We start from the raw sequence: 23,503 nt of genomic DNA on the forward strand, positions 1-23,503 counted from the left end.
CTAACCATCGCCGCCGACAGTTCTCACACTCCCGCGTAGTACCGCTCGACCGCCTCGTAGTCGACCGACGTGTCCGGCTTCAGCCCGAGCGACTCGTACTTCTTGCGCCGCGCCCGCATGTCGGCCAGCAGGATCGCCCGGGCGTGCACGGCGACCTCGTCGGCGACCTCGGCGGGGACCACGATCACCCCGTCGTCGTCGCAGCCGATCATGTCGCCGGGGTTGACCTGGGTGCCGCCGCAGGCAATCGTCGTCTGGGTTTCGACGACCTTGATCCGGCCCGGGATGATCGTCCGGCCGCGCGCCCGCGAGCAGATCGGCGTGCGCTGCGCGACGATCTCGGCGGTGTCGCGGCAGTACCCGTCGGTGACGATGCCGGCCGCGCCGCTCTGCACCGCGCCCATCCCGTTCTCCGAGCCCCAGAAGCCGACCTCCTTGCCGCCGCCGGCGTCCATCACCACCACGTGCCCCGGCGCGAGGTCGCCCGGCAGCTTGACATTGCCGGTCTCCTCGAACCAGATCCGGTGCGCCTCGACGATGTCCTGGGTGTTGTCCAGCTTCCACATCGGCCGGTTCGACGGGACCGCGCGGATGGTTGCCGCGGGCCCCCAGAACTTCATGCCCAGCCACAACGGCCGCACGTCCGGCGACATCAGCCCGATGTCGAAGTACCCGATGCCGTCCAGGGCGTCGGCGACGTCCACCACCCGCAGGTGCTTGTACAGGCTGCTCAGATCGTTGGCGTCGGCTGTTTCGGTCACAGTCACGGGGAGACCTTTCGGTTGATCCGGTAGTAGTCGGCGGCCGTACCTCCGAGCACGGCCGCGAGTTCGTCCTCGTCCCGCAGCACGCGCTCGAGCGCGGTCCGCAGGTTCGCCCACGCTTCGTCGTACGACGCCCGCAGCAGCACCACGGGCCAATTGCTCGCGAGCATCAGCCGCCGGGCGCCGAAGCACTCGGCCACCCAGCTCAGATACCGCTCCAGCTCCGGCCACTCCCGGAGCTCGGTCAGCAGGTCGATCCCCAGCGACACCTTCATCGCCACCCGCGGACACTCGCTCAGCCGCCGGACCTGTCCCGCCCACGGCTCCCATCCCCCGGACTCGACCGGCGGCCGCCCGAGGTGATCCACGACGATCCGCAACTCCGGTACGGCGTCCGCCAGCCCGAGCACCGCGTCGGTCTGCTCAGCGGTGACCGGTACGACGTCCCAACTGATCCCTGCCGCGGCCAATTCGCGGAACAAGTCCACGGTCGCCGCTTCGGCCAGCCAGTCGAGAGGGTCGCGCCCCACCAGACACCGCACTCCGGCGAATTCCTCGAGTCCATCCAGGCGGTCGATCTCGCGTCGAGCGGCCGCCGCGTCGGACAGCGGCAGCCAGCCGACCACCGCGCCCACGAACGGCGCCTTCTCCGCGTACTGGAGCAGCCGGTCGTTCTCCGCCGGTTCGTCGACCGACTGGATCAGGACCGTGCGGTCGACGCCGGCGCGCGTCAGTTCGGTCGCCAAGTCGTCCGGCGAGTAGTCCCGCGCGATCGCACCGTGCCGGTCGTCGCGCCACGGCTGGTCCTGGGCGGCGACCTGCCAGAAGTGGTGGTGGGCGTCGACGATCATCGGCCCTCCCACTCGATGTCCTCGTGGGCGAGAAAGGCCTTTACGCCGGCCTGGAAGTCGCGGCTGCCGTACACCTCGGCGAGCACGTCCTCGGACTTGGCCGCGGCGCCGTCGCGCAGGATGCGGCGGTCGAACTCCTTCAGCGACGCGAGCGTCAGCGGTGCATTGGAGCAAATCACCCGCAGCAACTGTTCGACCCGCTCGTCCAGGTCCTCCCGCTCGACGACCTCGGTGACGAAGCCCGCGATCGCCGCCTCCGACGACGGCATCAGCCCGGCGGTGAGCAGCAGCGCCATCGTGCGTCCGGCACCCAATCGTTGCTGGAGGCGCGCGATCACCAGCGGCGGCAGCGTGTTGCCGAGCGTCCGCGCGACCGGCGCGCCGAACACCGCGTCGGGCGTCGCGACCACCAAGTCACAACAGGCGGCCAACGCGAGCCCCGCACCGACGGCCGGACCCTGCACCACCCCGACCACCGGCACCCGGATCCGCAGGAAACTCGTCAGCACCGCCGCGATCCGCCGCTCGTAGTCCACTCCCTCCTTCGCGGTCGTGAAGGACGCGAACTGCCGGATGTCCGTCCCCGCCGCGAACGCCTTGCCCCCGGCGCCGCGCAGCACGACCACCCGGATCCCACGATCCTCGGCGACCACCCGCTCCACCGAGGCCAACCCGTCGTACATCGGCCAGGTGATCGCGTTGCGCCGCTCCGGATTCGACAGCGTGAGGCGCAGGATCGCGCCGTCCCGCTCGAGCTGGAGTTCGCTCATTCGCCGAGCACCTCCGCGGTGTGCTCACCGAGCAGCGGTGGGTGCCGCCGGATCCCCGCGGGCGTGCCGCTCAGCCGCACCGGAGACCCGAGTACCCGCACCGTGCCCTCGACCGGATGCTCGATCTCCTGCACCATCCCGCGCGCCTTGACGTGCGGATCCTCGTCCAGCACGTACCGGTAGTCCCGAATCGGCCCAGCCGGTACGCCGGCCGCCAGCAACAGCGCCACCCATTCGTCCGTCGTGGCCGTGGCCAGCCGTTCCTCCAGGACGGCGGCCAGCTCGTCGCGATGAGCCATCCGGTCGGCGTTCGTCACGAACCGTTCGTCGGTGAGCAAGTCGGTGACCTCCAGTGCGGTGCAGAGTCGTAACCACAGGCGCTCGTTGTTCGCCCCCAGCGTGAGGTGACCGTCCTTGGTGCGCAACGCCTGGTACGGCGCCGACATCCGGTTCGCCGAGCCGAGCGGCTGCGGCACCTCGCCGGTCGCCCAGTACTCGGTCGACTCCCACACCGACATCGCCAGCGCCGCCTCGAACAGCGACGTCTCGACGTACTGGCCGACTCCGGTGCGCTCGCGGGCGTGCACCGCCGAGACGATTCCGAAGGCGCAGAACAGTCCGGCGCCGAGGTCCCCGACCGGCAGTCCCGATTTCATCGGCGCGCCGCCGGGTGCGCCGGTGATGCTCATGACGCCCGACATCGCCTGCGCGATCAGGTCGTAGCCCGGCCGGTCGGCGTACGGGCCGGTCTGGCCGAACCCGGAGACGCTGGCGTAGATCAGGCGCGGGTTGAGCGCGGCCAGCGTCTCGTAGTCGACGCCGAGCCGACGGGTCACACCGGGCCGGAAGTTCTCCACCACGATGTCGGCGGTGCGCACCAGCCGGTGGAACGCCGCCAGGTCGTCGGCCGACTTCAGGTCGAGGCAGACGCTGCGCTTGTTCCGGTTGAGGGCGAGGAAGGCCCTGCTGTCCTCGCCGTGCACCGCGTAGCCCCAGGAGCGGCGGGTCTGGTCACCCAGGGCCGGGTTCTCGATCTTGATCACGTCCGCGCCGAGGTCGGCCAGCAGCATCGTGCAGAACGGCCCGGCCATCACCTGGGTCAGGTCGAGCACCCGCAGCCCGTCCAGGGCCCCGGCCGGCCCGGGTGCGTCCGGCGGACCGGCTGTCTGTGCCGTGTCGGTCATCAGCCACCCAGTCCGGCGTTCGCCTCGGTGAAGAACGAGTCGGCCGCCTGCTGCACGGTCTTCTTGCCGAAGGCAATCTCCTCGTACGCCCGGGTGAAGGCCGACTCGAAGGTCGCCTGGTAGCCCGGCGGGTAGAGGATCGTCGGCGGCTTGTTCGCCGCGATCTTCGAGAACAGCTCCAGCTCGTGCTTCTTCAGCGCCGGCAGCGCCGGATCGTCGATCTGGGCCTGCAGCACCTTGGTGTTGGTGGCCGCGCCGTTGTCGGACCTGAACGTCTTGCCGGCCTCGAGGTCGTTGGTGAAGAAGTCGATGAACGCCGCGGCGGTGGGCACGTTGTCGCAGTTGGTCGGGATCGCGAACCCGGAGCTGAACAGCGCGTTGCCCGGGCCACTGGGTCCCGACGGCATCGGCAGCGTGGTCAGCTTCTGTCCACCGGCCTTGCCGGCCAGCGTCGCCGAGGCCGGCGTCAGCGCGTTGCCCGGCATGCTGTCGGTCATCAGCCGGCCTTGGGCGATGAAGTTCTGCTCGGCGCCCTCGGGCTCGTCGGCCTGGGTGTCCGCGCTCATCGTCACGCCCGACTTGCGCAGCTTCTCCCACATCTCCCAGTACTCGACCAGCGACTCCTTGCTGAAGCCGAGCTTGCCGTCGTTGGTGAACAGGTCGGTGCCGTTGGCGAGCTGGTAGGCGATGAAGTAGTTCGGCAGTCCACCGCGGGAACCGGCCGCGAAGACACCCTCGGGCAGCTTGCCCTTGGCGGACGCGATCCAGTCGGTGTACTGCTTCCAGTCGTAGCCCTCCGGCGGCAGCCCGATCCCGGCCTGCCGCGCGAGCGTCTCGTTCACCCCGACCGCGTCGTAGGCCGCGCCGTAGGGCAGGAAGTAGAGCTTGCCGTCCGGGCCGCGGCCGGTGTCGACGACCTCCTTCGGGATGTCGTCGACCTTGATCGCGCCGGACTCGATCATCGGGTCCAGCGGCAGCAGCACCTTGCGCTTGGTGTAGTCCCTGGAGCTGCATCACGCAGGGCAGGGTCTTGCTCGACGCCTGGATGTTGAGCTTGTTGAAGTAGTTGCCGAAGTCGGCGTTCTGCCGGTCGATGGTCACGCCGGGGTGCGCCTTGACGAACAGGTCGGCCACCGCGTTGGTCTTGGCGGCCCGGTTCGCGCCACCCCAGAAGGTGAGCTGCAGGCTGCCGGTCACCTCGCCCTTGCCGTCCTGGGCGCCGGAGTCCCCGGCGGCGCTGTCGCCGACCGACGTACCGTTGCATCCGGCAACCACCAACAGCGCGGCCGTGGCGAGCGCCGCCGTACGAGTGCGTTTCATCGAGAATCTCCAGTCACTTGAGGCCGGTGGTGGCGACGCCCTCGATCAGCAGCTTCTGCGCCACCAGGAAGAAGCCGACGATCGGAGCCAGGGCGAGGGTGGACATCGCGAACAGCGAGCCGTACGCCGATTCGCCGGTGACGTCCAGGAACGAGTTGAGGCCGAGCGAGACCGTCCACAGCTCGGGCCGGTTCAGGTAGAGCAGCGGACCGAGGAAGTCGTTCCAGCTGGCGATGAACGTGAACAGCGCGGTGGTGCCCAGCGCCGGCAGGGCCAGCGGCATGATGATCCGGCTGAAGGTGCGCCAGTGCCCGCAGCCGTCGATCCGCGCCGCGTCGTCGAGCTCACGCGGCAGGGTCCGGATGAACTGCACCATCAGGAAGATGAAAAACGCCTCGACGCCCAGCCACTTCGGCACGACCAGCGGCAGGTAGGTGTTCATCCAGGCCAGTTCGTTGAACAGGATGTACTGCGGCACCAGCGTGACGTGGTACGGCAGCAGCATGGTGGCCAGCAGCACGCCGAACAGGATGCGCTTGAACGGGAACTCCAGCCGGGCGAACGCGTAGGCCGTCAGCGAGCAGGACACCAGGTTGCCCACGATCGACAGCGCGGTGATCGCGACCGAGTTGACGAAGTAGCGGGAGAAGTTGAGCTGTCCCGCGCTCCAGCCGTGCCGGTAGTTGTCCAGCGTGTAGTTCTTCGAGAACAACCCGAGGCTGTTCATCACCTCGGCCGACGGCCGGAAGGAGGCCGCCACCATCCAGATCACCGGGTACAGCATCACGATCAGTACGCCGATCAGCAGCGCGTGCCGCAACAGCCCGATCACCAGCGGGTTCCGGGTCTTGCGCCGGCCGAACAACGGGCGGGCGCCGACCGTCACGGCCGTCATCGCTCGTCCCCGTAGTACACCCACCGTTTGGCGGTGAGGAACAGGAAGCCGGTGAAGGCGGCCAGCACGATGACCAGCACCCAGGCCATCGCCGAGGCGTAGCCCATCTTCAGCTCCGCGAAGCCCTGCTGGTACAGGTACAACGTGTAGAACAGCGTCGAGTCGGCCGGTCCGCCCGATCCCCGGCTGACCACGAACGCGCCGGTGAACACCTGGAAGGCGTGGATCGTGTCGAGCAGCAGGTTGAAGAAGATCAGCGGGGTCATCAGCGGCAAGGTGACGCTGAAGAACCGCCGGATCGGTCCCGCTCCGTCGACCGCGGCCGCTTCGTGCAGTTCGGCCGGCACCTGCCGCAGGCCGGCCAGGAAGATGATCATCGTCGCGCCGAACGCCCACAGGTTGAGCGTGACGATCGTCCACAACGCGGTCCCGGGACTGCCCACCCAACTGCCGTGCGTGATGCCGAACAGCCCGAGCACCTGGTTCACCAGCCCGGTGCTGCCGAACATCTGCCGCCACAGCACCGCGATCGCGACGCTCGCGCCCATCAGCGACGGCAGGTAGAACAGCGCGCGGTAGCCGGACAGAAACTTGATGCCCTTGTTCAGCAGCAGCGCCAGCACCATCGAGACGATCAGCAGCAGCGGGACCGACACCACGACGTAGATCAGCGTGACCTTCACCGACGACAGGTAGCGCGGATCGGCGGTGAACATCCGGCGGAAGTTGTCGAGCCCGATCCAGCGCGGTGCGCTGAGCAGGTCGTAGCTGGTGAACGCGAGGTACGCGGAGTACAGCATCGGCCCGAGCGTCAGCAGCACGATGCCGGCCAGCCACGGGCTCAGGAACAAGTACGCCGTCAGCCCTTCGCGGCCCGTCCGCGTGTTCTTCATGAGCTGCTGCCCTTCCGGGCGCGGGCCTCGACCCGGTCGGCCAGGTGTTGTGCGAGCAGACCGGCCAGAGGTACCTGGACGTCGGACTCGCGCGCGGCCGCGACGACGTCCCACAGGTCCTTGCTCCACGGCCGGTTCCGCACCGGCGTACCGGCTTCGTCGTACGCGGCGGCGACGCGGTCGAAGAAGCCCCAGTTGCGGGTGATCCAGGAATCCCCTGTGCTCGTGGAGACCGCCTCCAGCACCGTCTGCTCCGGTACGCCGTACGCGCCGGCCAGGTCGAGAGCCTCCTGCACACCGGCGAGCGCCGCGAACATCATCAGCTGATTGGCGAGCTTCACCGCGGCGCCTGCGCCCGAGGGACCGACGTGCAGCACGGTCTCCGCGACCGAGTCGAGGACCGGCCTCGCCTGCGCGAGCACGTCCTCCCGGCCACCGGCCATCACGGTGAGAGAACCGGACAGCGCTCTGTCCGCTCCCCCACTGACCGGTACGTCGAGCAGTCCGACGTTCTGGTCCTCCGCTTCGCGGGCCAGCCGTTGCGCCGTTCCCGGAAGGATCGTGCTGTGCACGAGGACCACTGATTCCGCCGCCAGGAGCGGGACCAGTTCGCCCAGGATCTCGGTGACCGCCTCGTCGTCGGGAACGGCGAGAGCGATCACTCCGCACTCGGCCAGGTCCCTCGGACTGTCGACCACGTCGGCCTCCAGCCCGTCGGCGCGCGCCGGTTCCTGGTCCAGCACCTTCAGCGACCACCCGTCTCGTCGCAGGGATTCCGCCATCGGACGGCCCAGGTTTCCCAGACCGGCGAAGCCGATGGTGGTGGTGGTTCGGTCGATTTCCTGGGCCACGAACGCCTCCAGTCCGTCACGCCAACCGTCTATGAACTATTGTCTACAATAGATAATCGACGCTGACAAGAACTCGGGGAACAATGGCCGCCATGACAGAGCACCAGCTGGAGTCGCCGAGCCTCGTGCAGCTCGCCGCCACCGCGATCCGCCGGATGATCCTGGCCGGAGAGCTGGCCGAGGGCGAGCGCCTGATCGAGGAGCGACTGACCGAGCAGCTCGGGATCAGCCGCCCTCCCCTGCGGGAGGCGCTCCGGGTCCTCGAGCAGGAAGGCCTGATCGTCACCCGGCCCCGCCGCGGTTCGACGGTCGCCACCCTCACCGATCAGGACGTCTTCGAGATCCTCACCCTGCGCTCGGCGCTGGAGCGGCTGGCCGTCGAGCTGGGCGTCCCGGTCACGGTTCCCGAGCGGCTCAAGGCCGCCCAGGACGCTTTGCTGGAGATGGAACGCTGCGCCGCCGCCGAGGATCGCGGCAGCCTGGTCCAGGCCGGCTACCGCTTCCACTCGTCACTGGTCGCGCTCGCCGGTCACCGCCGGCTCGAGGAGGCCTACGCCTCGGTGCAGCAGCAGCTCCTGCTCTGCATGGCCCGCAACCTCTACGCCCGCGAGCACTTCTACGAGGACCTGCACGAGCACGTCGCCCGGCACCGCAAGCTGCTCGACCTGGTCGAGGCCGGCGACCCGGCCGCCGTCCTGGCCGAGCTCGCGGTGCACGGCGAGCGCTCGTTCAGCGAGATTCAGAGCAACGTCGGCAGCCGCTCGGCCAGCAACTCGTAGTCGCGCAGACCGTTGTACGCGTGGGCCGACAGCCGGACGAAAACCCGCTCGTCGAAGCCGGTCAGCGTGATCTCGGCCTTCAGCTCGCGCGACACCCTGGCCTTGAACGCCTCCCCCGCCTCCGGCGAGGCCTTCCCGCCGAAGGGCAGCTCCACCAGCCGCATCGTCGCGGCCGGGTGCGCGACGTCGGGCAGGTCGGTGCCGAGCGCCTTCGCGAGCACCTGGGCGCCCTCGTCGATCAACGCCGACAGCTGCGTACGCCGTACCGGCCAGTCCAGCTCGGCCAGCACGCGCAGTGACTCCGGCGCCGCGATCCAGGGCGCGTAGTCCAAGGTGCCCTGCATGTCGAACCGCTCGGGCAGGCGTTCGTCGTACTCGGACCAGGACACGATCAGCGGCAGGGTCGCGGCCCGCCACTTCTCGGCGACGACCAGGCCCGCGGTCGGTCGCGGCGCGGCCGGCCACTTGTGGAAGTTGCCGGTCCAGAAGTCGGCACCGTCCTCGGCCGGCGCGTCCAGCAGCGCCGGGGCGTGGGCGCCGTCGACGATCACCGGGATGCCGGCGCAGGCCTCGACCAGTCGGCGGATCGGGAACACCATCGCGGTCGCCGAGCTGATCTGGTCGACGATCAGCGCGGCGGTGCGCTCGTCCAGCTCGGCCTGGATCGCCGCGACGACCGTGTCGTCGTCGGCCTCGAGAGGTACGTCGACGACGACCACCTCGGCCTGGTGGGCCCGGGCGAACCGCTCGGCCGCGAACAGCACCGCGCCGTACGTGTGATTGGTCAGCACGATCCGGCTGCCCGGCGGGATCGGGATCGCGCCCAGCGCGGCGGTGACACCGGCGCTCGCGTTCGGCACGAAGGCGAAGCCGGCCGGGTCGGTGCCGAGGAAGGCGGCGAGTTCCTGCCGGCTGGTCGTCAGCCGCTCGGCGACCGAGCGGAACCAGAGCATCGGATTGGCCTCGGTCTCGGCCCGCAGCCTGGCCAGCAGCTCCTGGGTACGCCGCGGAACGGCGCCGTACGAGCCGTGGTTCAGGTGCAGGACCTCGGGGTCGAGGGACCACAGGTCGGGGCGGGGGCGAAGATCCGTCACCGTCACCACGGTACATACTTTCGGCTGTGTACCCCTACCTCGACCACGAGGGGCCGATCGCGATGGCCCACCGCGGCGGTGCGCTGCACCCGGACAATCTCGGCTACGAGAACTCGTTGCGCGCCTTCGGGCACGCGGTGAAGCTGGGCTACACCTACCTCGAGACCGACCTGCATGCGACCAGCGACGGCAAGGTCGTCGCCTTCCACGACCACCGGCTGGACCGGGTCACCGACCGGTCCGGGACGATCGCGCAGCTGCCGTGGTCGGAGGTGAGCAAGGCCCGGATCAACGGCCACGAGCCGATCCCGCTGCTCACCGACGTGCTCGAGGAGTTCCCGCAGGCCCGGCTCAACCTCGACATCAAAGCCGACAACGGCGTCGGCCCGGCGGCCGACGTACTGCGGGCGGCCGGCGCGATCGACCGGGTCTGCGTGTCGTCGTTCTCCCAGGCGCGGGTGCAGCGGATCCGCCGCGAGCTCGGGCCCCGGCTGGCCACCGGCTTCGGGCAGAACGAGATCGCCCGGCTGCGGTTCGCGCCGTTCCGGCTCAGCTCGCCCGGCGCGTGCCTGCAGATCCCCGAGGTCTACGGCCGGATCCGGGTGCTGACCCCGGGCCTGCTGCGCCGGGCGCATGCCCTCGGCAAGCAGGTGCACGTCTGGACGGTCGACGACCCGGCCAGGATGCACCGGCTGCTCGACGCCGGAGTCGACGGCATCATCACCGACCGCACCGACCTGCTGCGCGACGTACTGGTCGAGCGGGGGCAGTGGAGCTGATCTGTTACCGATTGGCCCTGCGAAGTACCGGTTGACCTGACACACTCCTGCGCATGGGACTTCTGTCGGCCCCGGCTGCCGTCGACAAGCGTGAGTACTGGGGCTTCAGCCTGTACGACTGGGCGAACTCCGGCTACGTGACCACCACCGGCACCGTGCTGTTCGCGCCGTATCTGACGTCGGTCGCCGAGCAGGCGGCGTGCGGGCGGGTCGGAACCACCGAGGACCCGTGCCACACCAATCTGCAGATCCTCGGCCTCGGTATCGCGCCGGGCTCGCTGGCCTTCTACGTCGTGACGGTCGCGACGCTGGTCTCCGCGCTGTTCCTGCCGATCGTCGGCGCGATCGCGGACCGGTCGCCGCGCAAGAAGCTGCTGATGTGCGGCTTCGCCTGGGCCGGCGCGCTGGCGGCCAGCTCGATGGTGTTCGTGACCGACGGGCGGTGGGCGCTCGGCGCGTTGCTGCTGTTCGTCGGGAACCTGTGTCTGGGCTCGTCGATGGTGGTCTACGACTCGATCCTGATCGACATCGCGCAACCCGACGACCGCGACGACGTGTCGTCGCGGGCCTGGGCGTTCGGGTATCTCGGCGGCTTCATCCTGCTGGCGATCAACCTCGGCGTGGTCACCGCGCACGACGCGCTCGGCATGAGTCAGGGCACCGCGGTCCGGCTCAGCCTGCTCAGCGCGGGACTGTGGTGGGGCCTGTTCACGTTCATCCCGTTCGTCAAGCTGCGCAACCGGCCGCCTACCGGCGTCGTCCCGGTGCGCAGCGGGTCGATGGTCCGGCAGAGCTTCGGGCAGCTCGGCGCCACGCTGCAGCACCTGCGGACCTACCCGATGACGCTGCTGTTCCTGGTGGCGTACCTGTTCTTCAACGACGGCATCCAGACCGTCATCTCGGTCTCCTCGACGTACGGCGAGAAGCAGCTCGGGTTCGAGACGCAGGTGCTGATCGCGACCATCCTGCTGGTCCAGTTCATTGCGTTCTTCGGCGCGATCGGGTTCGGGCGGTTCGCCCGCCGGTACGGATCGCAGCGCACGATCATGGGCGGGCTGGTGATCTGGATGGTGATCGTGGTGGCCGGCTTCACGCTGCCCGAGCGGCAGATCGTGCCCTTCCTGGCGATGGGCGTCGCGATCGGCATCGTGCTCGGCGGCACCCAGGCGCTGTCCCGGTCGGCGTTCAGCCAGCTGATCCCGAAGGGCCGCGAGGCGGAGTACTTCAGCCTGTACCAGGCCGGAGAACGCGGCACCTCGTGGCTCGGCACCCTCGTCTTCGGCCTGGTCCACCAGCTGACCGGCTCCTACCGCCCGGCCATCGTGGCGCTCGGCGCGTTCTTCCTGATCGGTCTGGTGCTGCTGTCCCGCGTGGACATGCGCCGGGGCATCCGCGAAGCGGGCAACACCCAGCCGACGCTGGTCTAGGCGGCGCCGGGGCCGACGTCCGCGGCGGTCAACGGCCGGCGTACGGGCTGGGCGGTGGAGTACTCGTCCGCACCTACGTCGTACGGCGCTGTGCGGGTTTGTCCGTCGAGGTCGTCAACCACCCGGCTGGACTCGGTGGCCGCGTTGATCGCCGCGCTGCCTGCGCCGAGCCGGTGGACGCCGTCGGACCCGGCAACCAGCTTCGGGTCCAGCCGTTCGAAGCCTGACGACGGCAGGTTCCCGTTCGCCGCCGACCCCCAGACGATGTTGCCCGCCCAGGTGATCCCCTGCTGGTACGGCATGTCGACCAACGGATCACCGTCGCCGACCAGCAGGTTGTCGGCGATCCGGCAGCCCAGCGGCGCCAGCGACCGCTGGCTCTCCCCCACCAGTGCCTGGCCGTTGTTCCGCAGGGTGTTCAGCACGATCGTCACCCGGTCGGGCGCGTCGTTGCCCTTCCGCGAATCCGACGACTCCCCGTCGAAGTGGTCACGGACCGACCCGCTGCCGAGCACGATCCCGGCGCCGGCGACTCCACCGACGTAGTTGTTCACGACCAGATGGTCGTTGCCGTAGATCCGGATCCCGTTGCCCCCGGCCAGCACATGGTTGCCCTCGACCCGGTTGTCGTTGCCTTGCCGCAGCACGATCCCGCCCGTCGACGAGCGCAGCGTGTTGTACCGGACGACGTTGCCGGACGACTTCACCGAGATCGCCTCGGGATCGCCGTTCACCCGCTCGAACAGGTTGTACTCCACCGTCGCACCGGCGTCGCTGAGCGCCCGGCTGCTGACGCCGAGCCGGAGCGGTTCACCGCCGTTCAAGCCGGTGAAGCTGTGGTCGCGGAAGTGGTTGCGCAGGATGTGCGTGCGCTGCGCCATCGCATCGCCGGACGGTCCGTCGATCACCAGGTAAGAACCCGCCGTCGACTTGTCGTGAAACACGTTGCGGTCGACCTTCGCGTCGTCGCCGCGGACGACCACCCAGTGCCCGGTCGACGCAGCCAGCGCGAAGTCGTTGCGGGTCAGCCGGATCCGCTGGCAGCTGGCCGGGATCTCCAGCGTCGAGCTCTGCTTCAAGACGAACCCGCTGATCTCGACGTACGACGAGTTCGCCAGCACGAAGCTGTGCGGGCCGGTGAGCGTCACGCCGCCACGGCTCTCGGCGACGATCGAGATCGGCGCGGAGCTGGTGCCGCGCCGGCCGCTGATCGTGATCGGCGCGCCGGACGGTACGGCGTACGAGCCGTTCGCGAGCACGATCCGGCTGCCGGGGGTGGCGCTGTCGATCGCCTGCTGGAGCTGGGCGAGCGAGGTGACGGTGGCGGTGGATCCTGCGAAGGCGTCGGCGGGTCGGGACAGGACTACGGCAGCGGCGAGGCCACCCGCCAAGAAGGTGCGACGGTGCATGAGGAACTCCTAGGGTGGGTCTCCCGGTTCCGCGCCGTAGCGAGCAGGTGCCCGGTGCGGTGGCTCGGTGTGCGGGGGACGAGGTTGCGATGCGAAGCATCGTGGCCTTGGCACCCGTGCAGCGAGATGCCGTGCCGGGTGCCGCGCAGTAGGCGGGGAATCGGGAGACCCGCCCTAGCTGTTGGGGCGGTACAGCTTTCGGTATTCGCTCGGGGTGACCGAGCTGACCTGGCGGAAGACCTTCGAGAAGTACGACTGGTCCATACCGACGGCCGCGGCGATCTCCTCCATCGGCCGGGACGTCGAGGCGAGCTCGCGCTGGGCCCACTCGATCCGGGCCCGCTTGATGTACTGCTTGGGCGACAGCCCGAACTCCGCCCGGAAGTACCGGATGAAGCTGGGCTGGTCCTGACCGAACTGCGCCGCCAGCTCCTCCACGGTCAGCGAATTGCCGAGGTTCGCCTGGATGTACTCGACGACGTCGGATTCGCTCGTCTGCTGCGGGGACAGCTGGACCGTCCCGGGCGGCGCGCTGTCGAGGTAGTGGGCGAACAACGCGGTCAGCGCCGACCGCAGCCGCAGCGGGGTGGCCAGACCGGGCGGGTCCCGATCGGCCGCGCCGACCTGCTCGAACAGCGCTCCCGCCTCCTCGGGCGACTTGCTGCGGACGACGTACGGCAGGGTCAGCACCTCGCCGATGTCGCGGTCGCCGATCAAGGCGGAGAAGTGCAGCCAGTGCTTGCGATAGGTGTTGTCGCTGACTGTCTCGTACGAGATCGGCACCTCGGCCGGCAGGTAGCACAGGTCGCCGGGCTGCGGGTCGAGCACCTGGTCCCCGACGACGAGTCGGCCTTCGCCCTCGAGGATCAAGTAGAGGCGCGAGAACGGGTCGGGCTGCAGCGGGCGGGCCCACTCTCGGTGGACCTTGGTGATCCGGGCGGCGACGACGAGGTCGAGCCGGAGCCGGTCCAGGTGAGTGCGAATCAGCTCGTCCTGCCGGGTGAGGGCGGTGCGCGGCGCGTTCACGAGCTGAACGGCCCGACCTCAGCCGCGGTCAGCGGTCCCCACGCGGGCCGGCGCCGGGAGTATTCGTCCGCGCCGACGTCCGCCCGTCCGTGCCGCTGGTCGCCGTCGAGATCGACCTCGACCCCCGGGTACCAGCGGGTGGCCGCGTTGATCGCCGGGCTGCGCTCCGTCAGCCGCCGTACGCCGTCCGGTCCCGGCGCCAGGCGCGGATCGATCCGCGTGTACGCCGTACCGGGTGCGTTGCCGTCGGCGGCCGCGCCCCAGGTGAGGTTGCCGCCCCACTCGATGCCGTCCGGATACGGCATGTCGATCAACTGTCCTGTGTCGCCCACCAGGAGATTGTCGGTGATCGCGCAACCCAGCGGCGGCAGCGTGCGGTGACTTTCGCCGACGATGCCCGCGCCGCAGTCGAGAATCGTGTTCAAACCGATCCGGACCCCGTCGGGCGCGTCGTTGCCGCGGCGGGACTCCGCGGACTCGCCCGGGAAGTGGTCGCGGATCGAGCCGCTGCCGAGCACGATCCCGGCGCCGTCGATCCGTTCGAGGTAGTTGTTCACGATCAGGTGGTCGTTGCCGTAGATCCGGATCCCGTTGCCTCCGGCCAGCAGATAGTTGCCCTCGACCCGATTGCCGTTGCCGTGCCGCAGCACGATGCCGCCGACGCTGTCGCGAATCGTGTTGCGCCGGATCACGTTGCCCGACGACTTGACCGAGATCGCCTCGGGGTCACCGTGGGCGCGCTCGAACAGGTTCAGTTCGATCACCGCGCCGGCCTTCGACAGGGCCCGCGGGCTGACCCCGAGTCGGATCGGCTCACCGCCGTTGCTGCCGGTGAAGCTGTGGTCGCGGAAGTGGTTGCGCGCGACGTACACGCCCTGGGCCATCGCGCTGGTGCCCGCGCCCTCGATGCCGAGGTAGACGCCGAGCGTGGACTTGCCGTGCCAGACGTTCCGCACGATCGTGCTGTGGTCGGCCCGGACCATCACCCAGTGCAGACCCTCGAGGACGGCCAGCTGGAAGTCGTTGTTGCTGAGCCTGATCCGCCGGCAGTCCGGTGGCAGGTCGAGCGTCGTGCTCTGCTGGAAGACGAACCCGCTGATGGTCAGGTCGGAGGAACTGCTCAGGACGAAGCTCTGCTCGCCGGTGAGCGTCACGCCCCCGCACGACTCGGCGCGCACGGTGATCGGGCGGCGGCGGCTTCCTCGCTTGCCGGTGATCGCGATCGGTTCCGTGACGTTGTAGGTCCCGTCGGCCAGGGCGATGACACTGCCGGGCACCGCACGGGCAATTGCCTCGCGAAGCTCTTCGAGCGAGTGAACCAGGTCCCCGTGAGGGCCAAGGGAGGCAGGCGGGGCGCCGTGGGCAGGCGTGAGACCGAGGGCGCCGCTGCCGGCCATCCCGGCTGCGGTGGCGGTGGCGGTGGCGGTCAGGAAGGTTCTTCGATTCATGAGTTCCTCCGAATCAACGGGGCGGAATGAGGAACAGCTCGATGACCGGGACCGCGACGTCGGGTCGGCGGACGGGGAGCTGAAGGGTGAGAGTGCCCGGCGGCTGAGCACCGGGGCGGGTGTTCTCGGCCGCGCGGGCCGGGTCGTGCTCGACGAGCTGGATCTCGGACGCGTCCGACAGCAGTTGGGCGTAGCTGACCTTCCCGGCCAGCCCCGGCAGGTGCACGTGTTGGAAGGGCCAGCTGAACAGATGCAGGTAGAGCCGGTCCCCGTTCTGCGTGTATCGGCAGTCAGTGGGCGGCTGGTACCGAGAGGCACCGCAGCCGCGGATCGAGCGCTCGTGCAGCCGCATCCACTGCCCGATCGCGGCCAGCCGGGTCTCCGCCTCGGGATCGATCAGCCCTCGCGCGGTCGGACCGACGTTCAGCAGCAGGTTGCCGTCCTTGGACACACCGTCGACGAGCATCCGGACCAGCAGCTCGGGACTCTTGTAGTCGACGTTGTTCCGGTCGTAGCCCCAACTCCCGTTCAGCGTCTGACACGCCTCCCAGGCGACCGGCAGCGGACCGGACGGCTGGTACTGCTCCGGCGTCACGAAGTCCCCCGGCAAGCCGGTCCGGTCGTTGACCAGGAGGTCCGGCTGCAACTCGCGCACCATCGCCAGCAACTCCTGCGCGCCCCAGTCCTCGGCGCCCTTGCCGCCCCACGTGTCCGGGCGGCCGGAGTACGAGAAGTCGAAGAACAGGTAGTCGATCGGTCCGAAGCCGGTCAGCAACTCGCGGACCTGGCCGTGCAGGTACTCCTGGTACGCCGCGATGTCGCGCGGCGCCTGGTGTGTCTCTTCGTCGTCGCGCTGCGGGTGCAACCCGTCGATCGGGAACTGCGGATGGTGCCAGTCGATCAGCGAGTGGTAGAACCCGACCTTCAGCCCTTCCGCCCGGCAAGCCGCCACGAACGGCTCGACCAGATCCCGCCCGTACGGTGTGTTCGTCACCTTGTAGTCGGTGAGCGCGCTGTCCCACAGGCAGAACCCGTCATGGTGCTTGGTCGTCAGTACGACGTACCGCATGCCCGCCGCACGCGCCGTCCGCGCCCACTCGCGCGGATCGTAGAGATCCGGGTCGAAGCGCTCGAAGTACCGCTGGTAGGTGACGTCGGTCATCCGCTCGCGGTTCTTCACCCATTCGTGCCGGGCCGCCAGCGAGTACAGCCCCCAGTGCACGAACATCCCGAACCGCTCGCGCCGGAACCACTCCATGCCCGTCATCCCTTCAACGCCCCCGAGGTCAGTCCCCGCGCGAAGGACCGCTGGAAGAGCAGGAACACCACCACCGACGGCAGCAGCGCCAGCAACGACGCGGCCAGCACGACGCCGGGCGTCACCACGGGGTCGATCCGCAGGGTCCGCAGCGCGAGCGGCAACGTGTACGCCGAGGAGTCCGTTGCCACCAGCAACGGCAGCAAGTACTGGTCCCAGATCATCGTGAAGCCGAACACCCCGATCACACCGAGCGCGGGCTTGCACAGCGGCAGGATGATCTGGGCGAAGATCCGCAGCTCACCGGCGCCGTCGATCCGGGCCGCCTCCTCGAGCTCGCGCGGCACGTCCTTCATGAACTCGGTCATCACCAGGATCGAGAACGCCCAGGCGCCGAGCGGCACGATCATGCCGGCCAGCGTGCCCATCAGGTTGAGGTGCAGCAGCGGCAGATCACCCAGTACGAGTGTCAGCGGCAGCGCGAGAATCTCCTCGGGCAGCATCATCGTGGCCAGGATCGCGACCATCACCAGCGTCATCAGCGGGAACACCTTGCGGGCCAGCGCGTACCCGGCCAGCACCGACACCGCGACCTGCAGCAGCAGTCCGAAGCCGACCACGAAAAACGAGTTCAGCAGGTAGCGCAGTACGCCGTGGTCGAACGCGATCCGGAAGTTGTCCAGCGTCGGACGGCGCGGGATCACGCTCAGCTGCGTCGGGTCCGACACGTGGTTGAAGGAGCTGACCAGCAAGGCGAGCAACGGGCCCGCGAAGACGACGAACAGCCCGGTGTAGACGGCGGCCTTGATCAGCTTCGCGCCGGCGCCTGTGCGTTCGGTCAGGCCGAGTGCGGTTTCGGTCGCGGCGCTCATGCGGCTCTCCTCCTGCGCAGCAGTTGCACGGACACGGTCAGGACGAGCGTCGCGACGAACAGCAGGACCGCGCCGGCCGAGCCGACACCGAGCCGGTTCTGCTCCAGGCCGAGCTTGTAGATCAGCGTCATCACGACCTCGGTGGAGCCGTTCGGTCCGCCGTTGGTGAGCAGGAAGACCTCGGTGAAGCTCCGGAAACCGCGGACGGCGGCGAGCACGAACAGGATCGCGAACACCGGCCGCAGCCCGGGCAGCGTGACGTGCAGGATCCGCTGCCGGGTCGAGGCGCCGTCCACCGTCGCCGCCTCGTACAGGCCGCGGTCGATCCCGGCCAGGCCGGCGAGGAAGATCATCATGTCGTACGGCGCACCACGCCAGATGCCGGTGACAACGATCGAGGCGAGCGAGCTGTCCGGGTGGTTGATGAACCCCGAAGGGCCCAGCCCGACCAGGCCGATCACCTGGTTCATCAGGCCGTCGGCGGTCGGGTGGTACATGATCCGCCACAACTCCGCGACCACCGCCAGCGGCACGACCACCGGCAGGAACGCCGCCGACCGGATGAAGCTGAGCTTGCGCGTCTGCCCCTCGACCAGCAACGCCAGCCCGAACCCGAGCACCATCGACCCGAACGTCTGCCCCACCGCCAGCACGACCGTGTTCCAGGCCGCCGACCGGAATCCCTCCGATCCCAGGATCTCGCTGTAGTTCGCGGCGCCGACCCAGGTGTTGCCGAGATAGGGCTTCACGTCCTGCACGGACATCGAGATGGCCTGCGCCATCGGGATGAACTTGAAGTACAGGAAGAGGATCAGCGCAGGCGCGAGGAACGCCCACGGGATCCACCACCGCCCACTCCGGCGGCGGTCGACCCGCCCGGCCACGCCAGCCGAGCGACGCTTCCCGCCGGCGCCGTCCGCTCTTTCCCCACCCACCACCTGTTGCGACACCGAAGGCGTCGCCTCCTGGGTCGTCACGAAGCCCCGATCCCTTGCTGGCTCAACGCCTCACCCAGCGCGGTGTCCAGCTTCTTCAGCTCCGCCTCGACCGGCAGGTCGCAGTCCGCGATCAGCGCGTTGATGGTGTCCGCGGACGACTGGCGCACAGCGGTCCAGTTCGGGATCGACGGCGCGTAGCGACCGTGCGCCCGGTACGCCTCGGCGTACACCTTCCAGCGCGGGTCGGCACGCACCGAGGAGATGTCGACGGTCTTGTTCACCGGCAGCTGCACGATGAACGCCTTCTCCCCCGCCATGCCGAGCTTCTGTCCCTCGGCCGAGATCGCAAAGCTCGCGAACGCGTCCTGCCCGGCCCGGTTCGCCGACCCGGCCATCAGGTAGACGCTGCCGCCCTCGGCCAGCACCGTCGCGTCCTTCGGCCCGGTCGGCATCGGCACGACCTCGTACTTGTCCTTGCCGAGCGCCGAGTCGAACCGCGGCAACAGATACGGCCCGACGACGTACATCCCGGTCCGCCCGGCCTCGAAGGTCTCGTTGGTCGGCGGCGTGTCCATCGTCGCCGCGCCCGGCTGCACCACCTTCGTCGTACAGGCCAGGTCGCGGAACCACGTGGTCGCGGCCAGCGACGCCGGGGTGCTCATCGCGGGCGTGTACTTGCCGTCGGCCTGCGCGGTGATGAAGTCGCCGCCGGCTGCCCACAGGAAGTTCGAGAAGTACCACGAGGCGTAGCCACGCTTGGTCGAGCCCGGCACCGCGAGCCCGTACGTGTCGGGTTTGCCGTTGCCGTCCGGGTCCTGAGTGGTGAACGCCTTCGCCAGCGCGCCCAGCGCCTCCCAGGAGGTCGGCACCGGCAGGCCCACCTTCTGCCGCCAGTCCTTGCGGATCAGCAGCGCGCTGGCCTGCGCCGAGTACGGGACGCCGTACGTCTTGCCGTCGCCCGCGCGCCCGGCGGCGAGCGCCGGCTCGAGCAGTTGATCGCTGCCCTTGACCGCGGCCAGGTCGACCTCACGCACGATGCCCTGGCTGACCATCGCGCCCAGCTGGGACGAGTCGTTCAGCACCAGATCCGGAAGATCCTTCTGCGCCGCCCGCTGGGACAGCTTGGTTTCGAAGTCGTCGAAGATCGCGGTGACCTCGACCTCCTGACCGCTCGCCTTCTCGAAGGCCGCGGCCAGCTTCTTCATCCCCTTCTCGCCGTCGCCGCCGGGCGTGGTGCGGACCCACAGCTCCAGCGGCGCGGTCGGGTCCTGGGCCACCTCACCGGCGCCGGACGTGCCGCAGGCAGCCGCCACAACGGTGGTGGCCAGACCTGCGGCGACGAGTTTCCACGAGCTGCGCATGCCGTCTTCTCCTGTCGACGAAGAGGCGAATTTGTACTTTCTGCGCCTCATTTCGTCGCAAGATAGCGCTTTCCAAAGGAGCCCGTCAACGGTTCACCACGTCAGCAGCTCCCCCTGCGGGCGCTCCGTGCCCTCCAGCGCCGCGTCCGGCCGGCCGATTCGGCACACTGCCCGGGCCACGGAATGTGTGGCGCGGGACGACCGTTGGCAAGCTCATGGACGCTGACACCAGCCAGCGTTGCTGACGAATGAATTCCGGCTCGCTGGCAACCGGCTGCGGATGGGAATGCTCGTTTCAGACTGTGGTCCGCGACACACGGTCATCTGTGAACAGGCGATGACAGGGGGTCACGACGGGCTCGTCAGGTGCGTACCTTGGCCTCGGGCATGCCAAAATGGGAATGATCCGAGCCGGCCGACCGTTGGCACGGATGACGAAATCTCGGAGGTTTGACATGTCTAATCGCGTTCTGCGTGGTTCGGGGCTGGGTGGGGTCAGCTTCGAGGACGACCGTGGCGTCGAGTTCGCGCCGCGCCAGATGATCACCTACGACTGCCCGCGCGGTCACGTGGTCGAGGTGACCATGGCGCACGACGCCGAGGTGCCCGCTGTCTGGGAGTGCCCGCACTGCGGCAGCGAGGCCGCCCGTTCGACCGGTGAGAAGCCGGAGCCGAAGCAGGAGAAGCCCGCCCGGACGCACTGGGACATGCTGCGCGAACGGCGGAGCATCTCCGAGCTCGAGGAACTGCTCGCCGAGCGCGTCCAGCTGCTGCGCAACGGCGAGATCGGTCCGGCGCACCTGCACCGGGCCCGCAACACCACAGGCAAGCGCACCGCCTGACCTCAGAACTCCCGAACGGGCCGTTCCGCAACGACGCGGAACGGCCCGTTCGCTGTGTTCCCGCTCACACCCCCGCGTCCCTCCAACAGCACCTCTCCCCGCCGAGCCCATTTGATGGGTCAGCCCCCGCCGTGGTGGGTTCCACCGCGTCATGCGGACCTTGAACCCGTCCGTCGTTGGGTTGACCGTCCAAATGCGGACGGCGGGACGGGGCTGGGGCCGGTGGTCTGGGCGGCGCCTCAGGGCGGGCAGTGGCAGGCCTGGCTGGGGCGTCAGCGGTCCTGGGGGCGTGGCGGCTGGTCCGGGTCGATGACCTCGCCCTGGATGACGTCGTCGTTGCGGCGGCGCTGGGCTTCGGCCTGATCAGGCGTGGGCGGGCGGTAGGTGCCGGGCATGAAGCCGGTGATCGGGTTGCCGCCGAGTTGGGCGACGATGCGGCGGCCGAGGAACGCCGACAGCGCGCGGCGGGCGAGCGGCCGGGTGAAGGGCAGGACGAAGAAGAAGCCGACGATGTCGGTGGCGAACCCGGGTGTGAGCAGCAGCGTGCCGCCGATCAGCAGCAGGGCGGCGTCGGCCAGCTCCTTGCCGGGCATCCGGCCGGTGTCCAGCGACGACTTCAGCGCCGCGAACGCCCGTCCTCCCTCGCGCTTGATCAGCCAGGCGCCGAGCGCGCTCTCGACCAGCAGCAACGCGACCGTCGGCCACCCACCGATCACCTGGCCGACCTGGATGATCACGTAGATCTCCACGATCGGGACCACCAGCAACGCCGCGGCGACGAACCAGGGCAGGCCTCGGGTCTTCCGCGCGGGACTACCGGACACGTTGCTCACGGTGCACCTCTCCTACTCCCCGCGCCGACCAGGTCAGACCGGTACCTTCTCAGGACTGGGGGTCGCGGCCGGCGGGGTGCCGGGGTCCGCCGGGCGGCGGGTGCGTCGCGCGACCAGCGCCAGCACTGCTCCCATGATCCCCAGGCCGGTCAAGAGCCACTGCGGCCAGCCGCCGAGCCGGGTCGCCAGCGTGAGCTGGTCACGGACCGGCACCGACGCGACGTACACGTCCGGCACGAACTGGCCCGACTTGTGCTCAATCGTCCCGTCGGGCTGGATCACCCCGGAGATTCCGGACGTCGACGCGATCAGCACCGTCCGCCCGGTCTCGATCGCGCGCATCCGGGTGATCGCGAACTGCTGCTCCGGCTGCCCGGTGCCGCCGTACGTCGCGTTGTTGGTCTGGACGACCAGGATCTGCGCGCCGCCCTTGGCCACGTCGGACACCACGTCGTCGTACGCGAGCTCGAAGCAGATCAGGTCGCCGTAGGTGACCCCGTTGATCGGCATCAAGCCCGGGCCCACGCCGGGCGCGGTCTGCCGGCCGACCATCTCCAGCCGCTTGATGTAGGGCAGCAGCTGGTCGCGGAAGGGGATGTACTCGCCGAACGGCACCGGGTGCCGCTTGGCGTAACGCTGCCCCGGACCGGTGGCCGGGTCCCAAACGATGCCGGTGGTCTGGCGTTCGTTCGGGCCAGGGCCTTCGGTCACCGCGCCGACCAGGATCGGGACCTGCACGGCCTGGACAGCGGTCTCGATGTCCCGCCGGGTCTCGGCGTCCTTGTACGGGTCGATGTCGGTCGAGTTCTCCGGCCAGATCACCACGTCCGGCTTGACCTGCGCGCCGGCCTCGACCTGCTTTTGCAGGTCCAGCGTCGCGTTCATGTGGTTCTTGGTCACGGTCCGGGCCCGGCCGAGGAACTCCAGGCCCTTGCCCGGCACGTTGCCCTGCACCATCGCCGCGGTCACGGACTTGCCGTTGCCCGCGGTCGAGAGCGTGATCAGCGAGCTGCCGCCGACGATCGCGATCCCGGCGACCACCGCAACCGCGCGCAGGCCGAGGCCGCTGCCGCGTCGCAGGACGGCGGCGTAGGCGAGCGCGCCGAGCAGCGCCACGACGAAGCTCAGCCCGGCGATCCCGACCAGCGAGGCGAGCTTGCCGAGCGGTGTGTCGGCGAACGCCCAGGCCAGCCGGCCCCACGGGAACCCGCCGAACGGCACCGACGCGGTCGCGAACTCGGTGGCCACCCACAGGCACGGGATCCACAACAACCACAGCTTGTGTTTGAGGACCTGGCCGGCGAACGCTCCGAAGACGGCGTAGAAAAGTCCCTCGAGGATCGCCAGCGCGATCGCGGCGTCGCCACCGATCACGCTGAGCCATGGCACCAGGACGGCGTAGTAGGTGATACCGAAGCCGGCGCCGACCAGGATGCCGCCCTTGACCGAGACGCCGTTCAGCGCGGCCAGGAACAGCGGTACGGCGACGACCGCGAGCCACGGATGGTCGTGCGGCTCGAAGGCGAGCCCGAGCAGGGCGCCCGCGCCGATCGCCACCACGATCCTGGGCACCAGCCGTGCCAGGGCCTTCAACCGTTCCACTCGGGTCCCCTTCGCCTCACCGTCCGGCACCTACCGGTGCGTACGACGGTACAGCGTGCGAAGTACCAGGAGAGATCCGGCAGAGATCCCGACGGTGTCGGTCAGCTCTCGGGACGGTGTTACGGCTCCGAACAGGCTCGGAAAGCGACGGCCGGCACGAGCGGGGCCGAGGAGCGCGAGCGAGAGAGAGGAAAGAGGCTCGGCCGCCCTTCGGACCAACCGGCGGACCCGCTGGATGCGAGCCGCCCGGCTGTTGTCTACTGGGCGCCGAACCTCTTCCACCTCTGCCCCGCGGGGGGCTGTCCAC

The 23,503-nt window shown here is 69.3% G+C and carries 21 protein-coding genes and 1 pseudogene; 4 read left to right on the top strand and 18 right to left on the bottom strand.

Annotated elements, in window-relative coordinates:
- Positions 1-23: 23 nt before the first annotated feature.
- The 8 genes and pseudogenes from BWI15_RS21685 to BWI15_RS21720 all read right to left on the bottom strand — a co-directional run bounded on the left by BWI15_RS21685 (position 24) and on the right by BWI15_RS21720 (position 7,528).
- The gene (locus tag BWI15_RS21685; protein WP_077016314.1) at positions 24-767 is read right to left on the bottom strand and encodes an RraA family protein; all 744 of its coding nucleotides are present in this window, start codon (positions 765-767) and stop codon (positions 24-26) included.
- Entirely contained in the window at positions 764-1,615 is an 852-nt protein-coding gene (locus BWI15_RS21690) for an amidohydrolase family protein (protein WP_077017178.1), read from the bottom strand. Before BWI15_RS21690 ends, BWI15_RS21685 begins: the two co-directional genes overlap by 4 nt.
- Complete coding sequence (locus BWI15_RS21695) at positions 1,612-2,385, bottom strand: enoyl-CoA hydratase (RefSeq protein ID WP_077016315.1); 774 nt, start codon at positions 2,383-2,385, stop codon at positions 1,612-1,614. The genes BWI15_RS21690 and BWI15_RS21695 overlap by 4 nt, the downstream gene beginning before the upstream one ends.
- Positions 2,382-3,569, bottom strand: coding sequence for a CaiB/BaiF CoA transferase family protein (locus BWI15_RS21700; RefSeq protein ID WP_077016316.1), 1,188 nt, complete (start codon positions 3,567-3,569; stop codon positions 2,382-2,384). Before BWI15_RS21700 ends, BWI15_RS21695 begins: the two co-directional genes overlap by 4 nt.
- Positions 3,569-4,558 (bottom strand): annotated as a pseudogene (locus BWI15_RS21705) (ABC transporter substrate-binding protein); the annotation flags it as partial. The pseudogene BWI15_RS21705 and the gene BWI15_RS21700, both read right to left, overlap by 1 nt.
- A gap of 344 nt (positions 4,559-4,902) precedes the next feature.
- Positions 4,903-5,784 carry a carbohydrate ABC transporter permease gene (locus BWI15_RS21710; protein ID WP_077016317.1) on the bottom strand — a complete coding sequence of 294 codons (882 nt, stop codon included), beginning with the start codon at positions 5,782-5,784 and terminating at the stop codon, positions 4,903-4,905.
- Entirely contained in the window at positions 5,781-6,677 is an 897-nt protein-coding gene (locus BWI15_RS21715; RefSeq protein ID WP_083750926.1) for a carbohydrate ABC transporter permease, read from the bottom strand. The genes BWI15_RS21710 and BWI15_RS21715 overlap by 4 nt, the downstream gene beginning before the upstream one ends.
- Positions 6,674-7,528: an NAD(P)-dependent oxidoreductase gene (locus BWI15_RS21720; RefSeq protein ID WP_083750927.1), complete on the bottom strand. Its 855-nt coding sequence runs from the start codon at positions 7,526-7,528 to the stop codon at positions 6,674-6,676. The genes BWI15_RS21715 and BWI15_RS21720 overlap by 4 nt, the downstream gene beginning before the upstream one ends.
- 92 nt (positions 7,529-7,620) lie before the next feature.
- Here BWI15_RS21720 and BWI15_RS21725 point away from each other — a divergent pair, with 92 nt between their 5' ends.
- Entirely contained in the window at positions 7,621-8,307 is a 687-nt protein-coding gene (locus BWI15_RS21725) for a GntR family transcriptional regulator (RefSeq protein WP_077016319.1), read from the top strand.
- On the opposite strand, the gene BWI15_RS21730 is transcribed toward BWI15_RS21725, so the two are convergent.
- On the bottom strand, positions 8,268-9,401 hold the full coding sequence (locus BWI15_RS21730; RefSeq protein WP_077017180.1) for an aminotransferase class V-fold PLP-dependent enzyme: 1,134 nt from the start codon (positions 9,399-9,401) through the stop codon (positions 8,268-8,270). The two genes, BWI15_RS21725 and BWI15_RS21730, sit on opposite strands and share 40 nt — an antisense overlap.
- 26 nt (positions 9,402-9,427) lie before the next feature.
- On the opposite strand from BWI15_RS21730, the gene BWI15_RS21735 reads away from it, so the two are divergent.
- Positions 9,428-10,180, top strand: coding sequence for a glycerophosphodiester phosphodiesterase (locus tag BWI15_RS21735; protein WP_202817706.1), 753 nt, complete (start codon positions 9,428-9,430; stop codon positions 10,178-10,180).
- A 53-nt stretch (positions 10,181-10,233) separates the two neighbouring features.
- Positions 10,234-11,607 carry an MFS transporter gene (locus BWI15_RS21740; protein ID WP_077016320.1) on the top strand — a complete coding sequence of 458 codons (1,374 nt, stop codon included), beginning with the start codon at positions 10,234-10,236 and terminating at the stop codon, positions 11,605-11,607.
- Here BWI15_RS21740 and BWI15_RS21745 read toward each other — a convergent pair.
- The 7 genes from BWI15_RS21745 to BWI15_RS21775 form a co-directional block, all read right to left on the bottom strand.
- Positions 11,604-13,016: a polysaccharide lyase 6 family protein gene (locus tag BWI15_RS21745; RefSeq protein ID WP_077016321.1), complete on the bottom strand. Its 1,413-nt coding sequence runs from the start codon at positions 13,014-13,016 to the stop codon at positions 11,604-11,606. The genes BWI15_RS21740 and BWI15_RS21745 overlap by 4 nt on opposite strands.
- A gap of 174 nt (positions 13,017-13,190) precedes the next feature.
- Positions 13,191-14,042 (bottom strand): AraC family transcriptional regulator, encoded by an 852-nt coding sequence (locus BWI15_RS21750; protein WP_077016322.1) that lies wholly within the window; start codon positions 14,040-14,042, stop codon positions 13,191-13,193.
- Positions 14,039-15,490 carry a polysaccharide lyase 6 family protein gene (locus BWI15_RS21755; RefSeq protein ID WP_083750928.1) on the bottom strand — a complete coding sequence of 484 codons (1,452 nt, stop codon included), beginning with the start codon at positions 15,488-15,490 and terminating at the stop codon, positions 14,039-14,041. Before BWI15_RS21755 ends, BWI15_RS21750 begins: the two co-directional genes overlap by 4 nt.
- A 13-nt stretch (positions 15,491-15,503) precedes the next feature.
- A complete protein-coding gene (locus BWI15_RS21760; RefSeq protein WP_237771398.1) occupies positions 15,504-16,748 on the bottom strand; it encodes an alpha-L-fucosidase in 1,245 nt (414 codons plus the stop codon).
- Between the two features lie 5 nt (positions 16,749-16,753).
- Positions 16,754-17,620, bottom strand: a complete 867-nt coding sequence (locus BWI15_RS21765) for a carbohydrate ABC transporter permease (RefSeq protein ID WP_077016324.1) — start codon at positions 17,618-17,620, stop codon at positions 16,754-16,756.
- On the bottom strand, positions 17,617-18,597 hold the full coding sequence (locus BWI15_RS21770; protein WP_237771399.1) for a carbohydrate ABC transporter permease: 981 nt from the start codon (positions 18,595-18,597) through the stop codon (positions 17,617-17,619). Before BWI15_RS21770 ends, BWI15_RS21765 begins: the two co-directional genes overlap by 4 nt.
- Complete coding sequence (locus BWI15_RS21775; RefSeq protein ID WP_077016326.1) at positions 18,594-19,919, bottom strand: sugar ABC transporter substrate-binding protein; 1,326 nt, start codon at positions 19,917-19,919, stop codon at positions 18,594-18,596. Before BWI15_RS21775 ends, BWI15_RS21770 begins: the two co-directional genes overlap by 4 nt.
- Positions 19,920-20,374: 455 nt before the next feature.
- On the opposite strand from BWI15_RS21775, the gene BWI15_RS21780 reads away from it, so the two are divergent.
- Positions 20,375-20,761, top strand: coding sequence for an RNA polymerase-binding protein RbpA (locus BWI15_RS21780; RefSeq protein ID WP_077016327.1), 387 nt, complete (start codon positions 20,375-20,377; stop codon positions 20,759-20,761).
- Positions 20,762-21,033: 272 nt separating this feature from the next.
- Here the strand turns inward: BWI15_RS21780 and BWI15_RS21785 are convergent, their stop codons facing one another.
- Together BWI15_RS21785 and lnt are read right to left on the bottom strand one after the other, a co-directional pair.
- Complete coding sequence (locus BWI15_RS21785; protein ID WP_083750929.1) at positions 21,034-21,594, bottom strand: FxsA family protein; 561 nt, start codon at positions 21,592-21,594, stop codon at positions 21,034-21,036.
- Positions 21,595-21,627: 33 nt separating this feature from the next.
- On the bottom strand, positions 21,628-23,196 hold the full coding sequence (gene lnt / locus BWI15_RS21790) for an apolipoprotein N-acyltransferase (RefSeq protein ID WP_077016328.1): 1,569 nt from the start codon (positions 23,194-23,196) through the stop codon (positions 21,628-21,630).
- Between the last annotated feature and the right edge of the window lie 307 nt (positions 23,197-23,503).

The sequence above is a fragment of the Kribbella sp. ALI-6-A genome (genome assembly GCF_001984195.1).
GTDB lineage: Bacteria > Actinomycetota > Actinomycetes > Propionibacteriales > Kribbellaceae > Kribbella.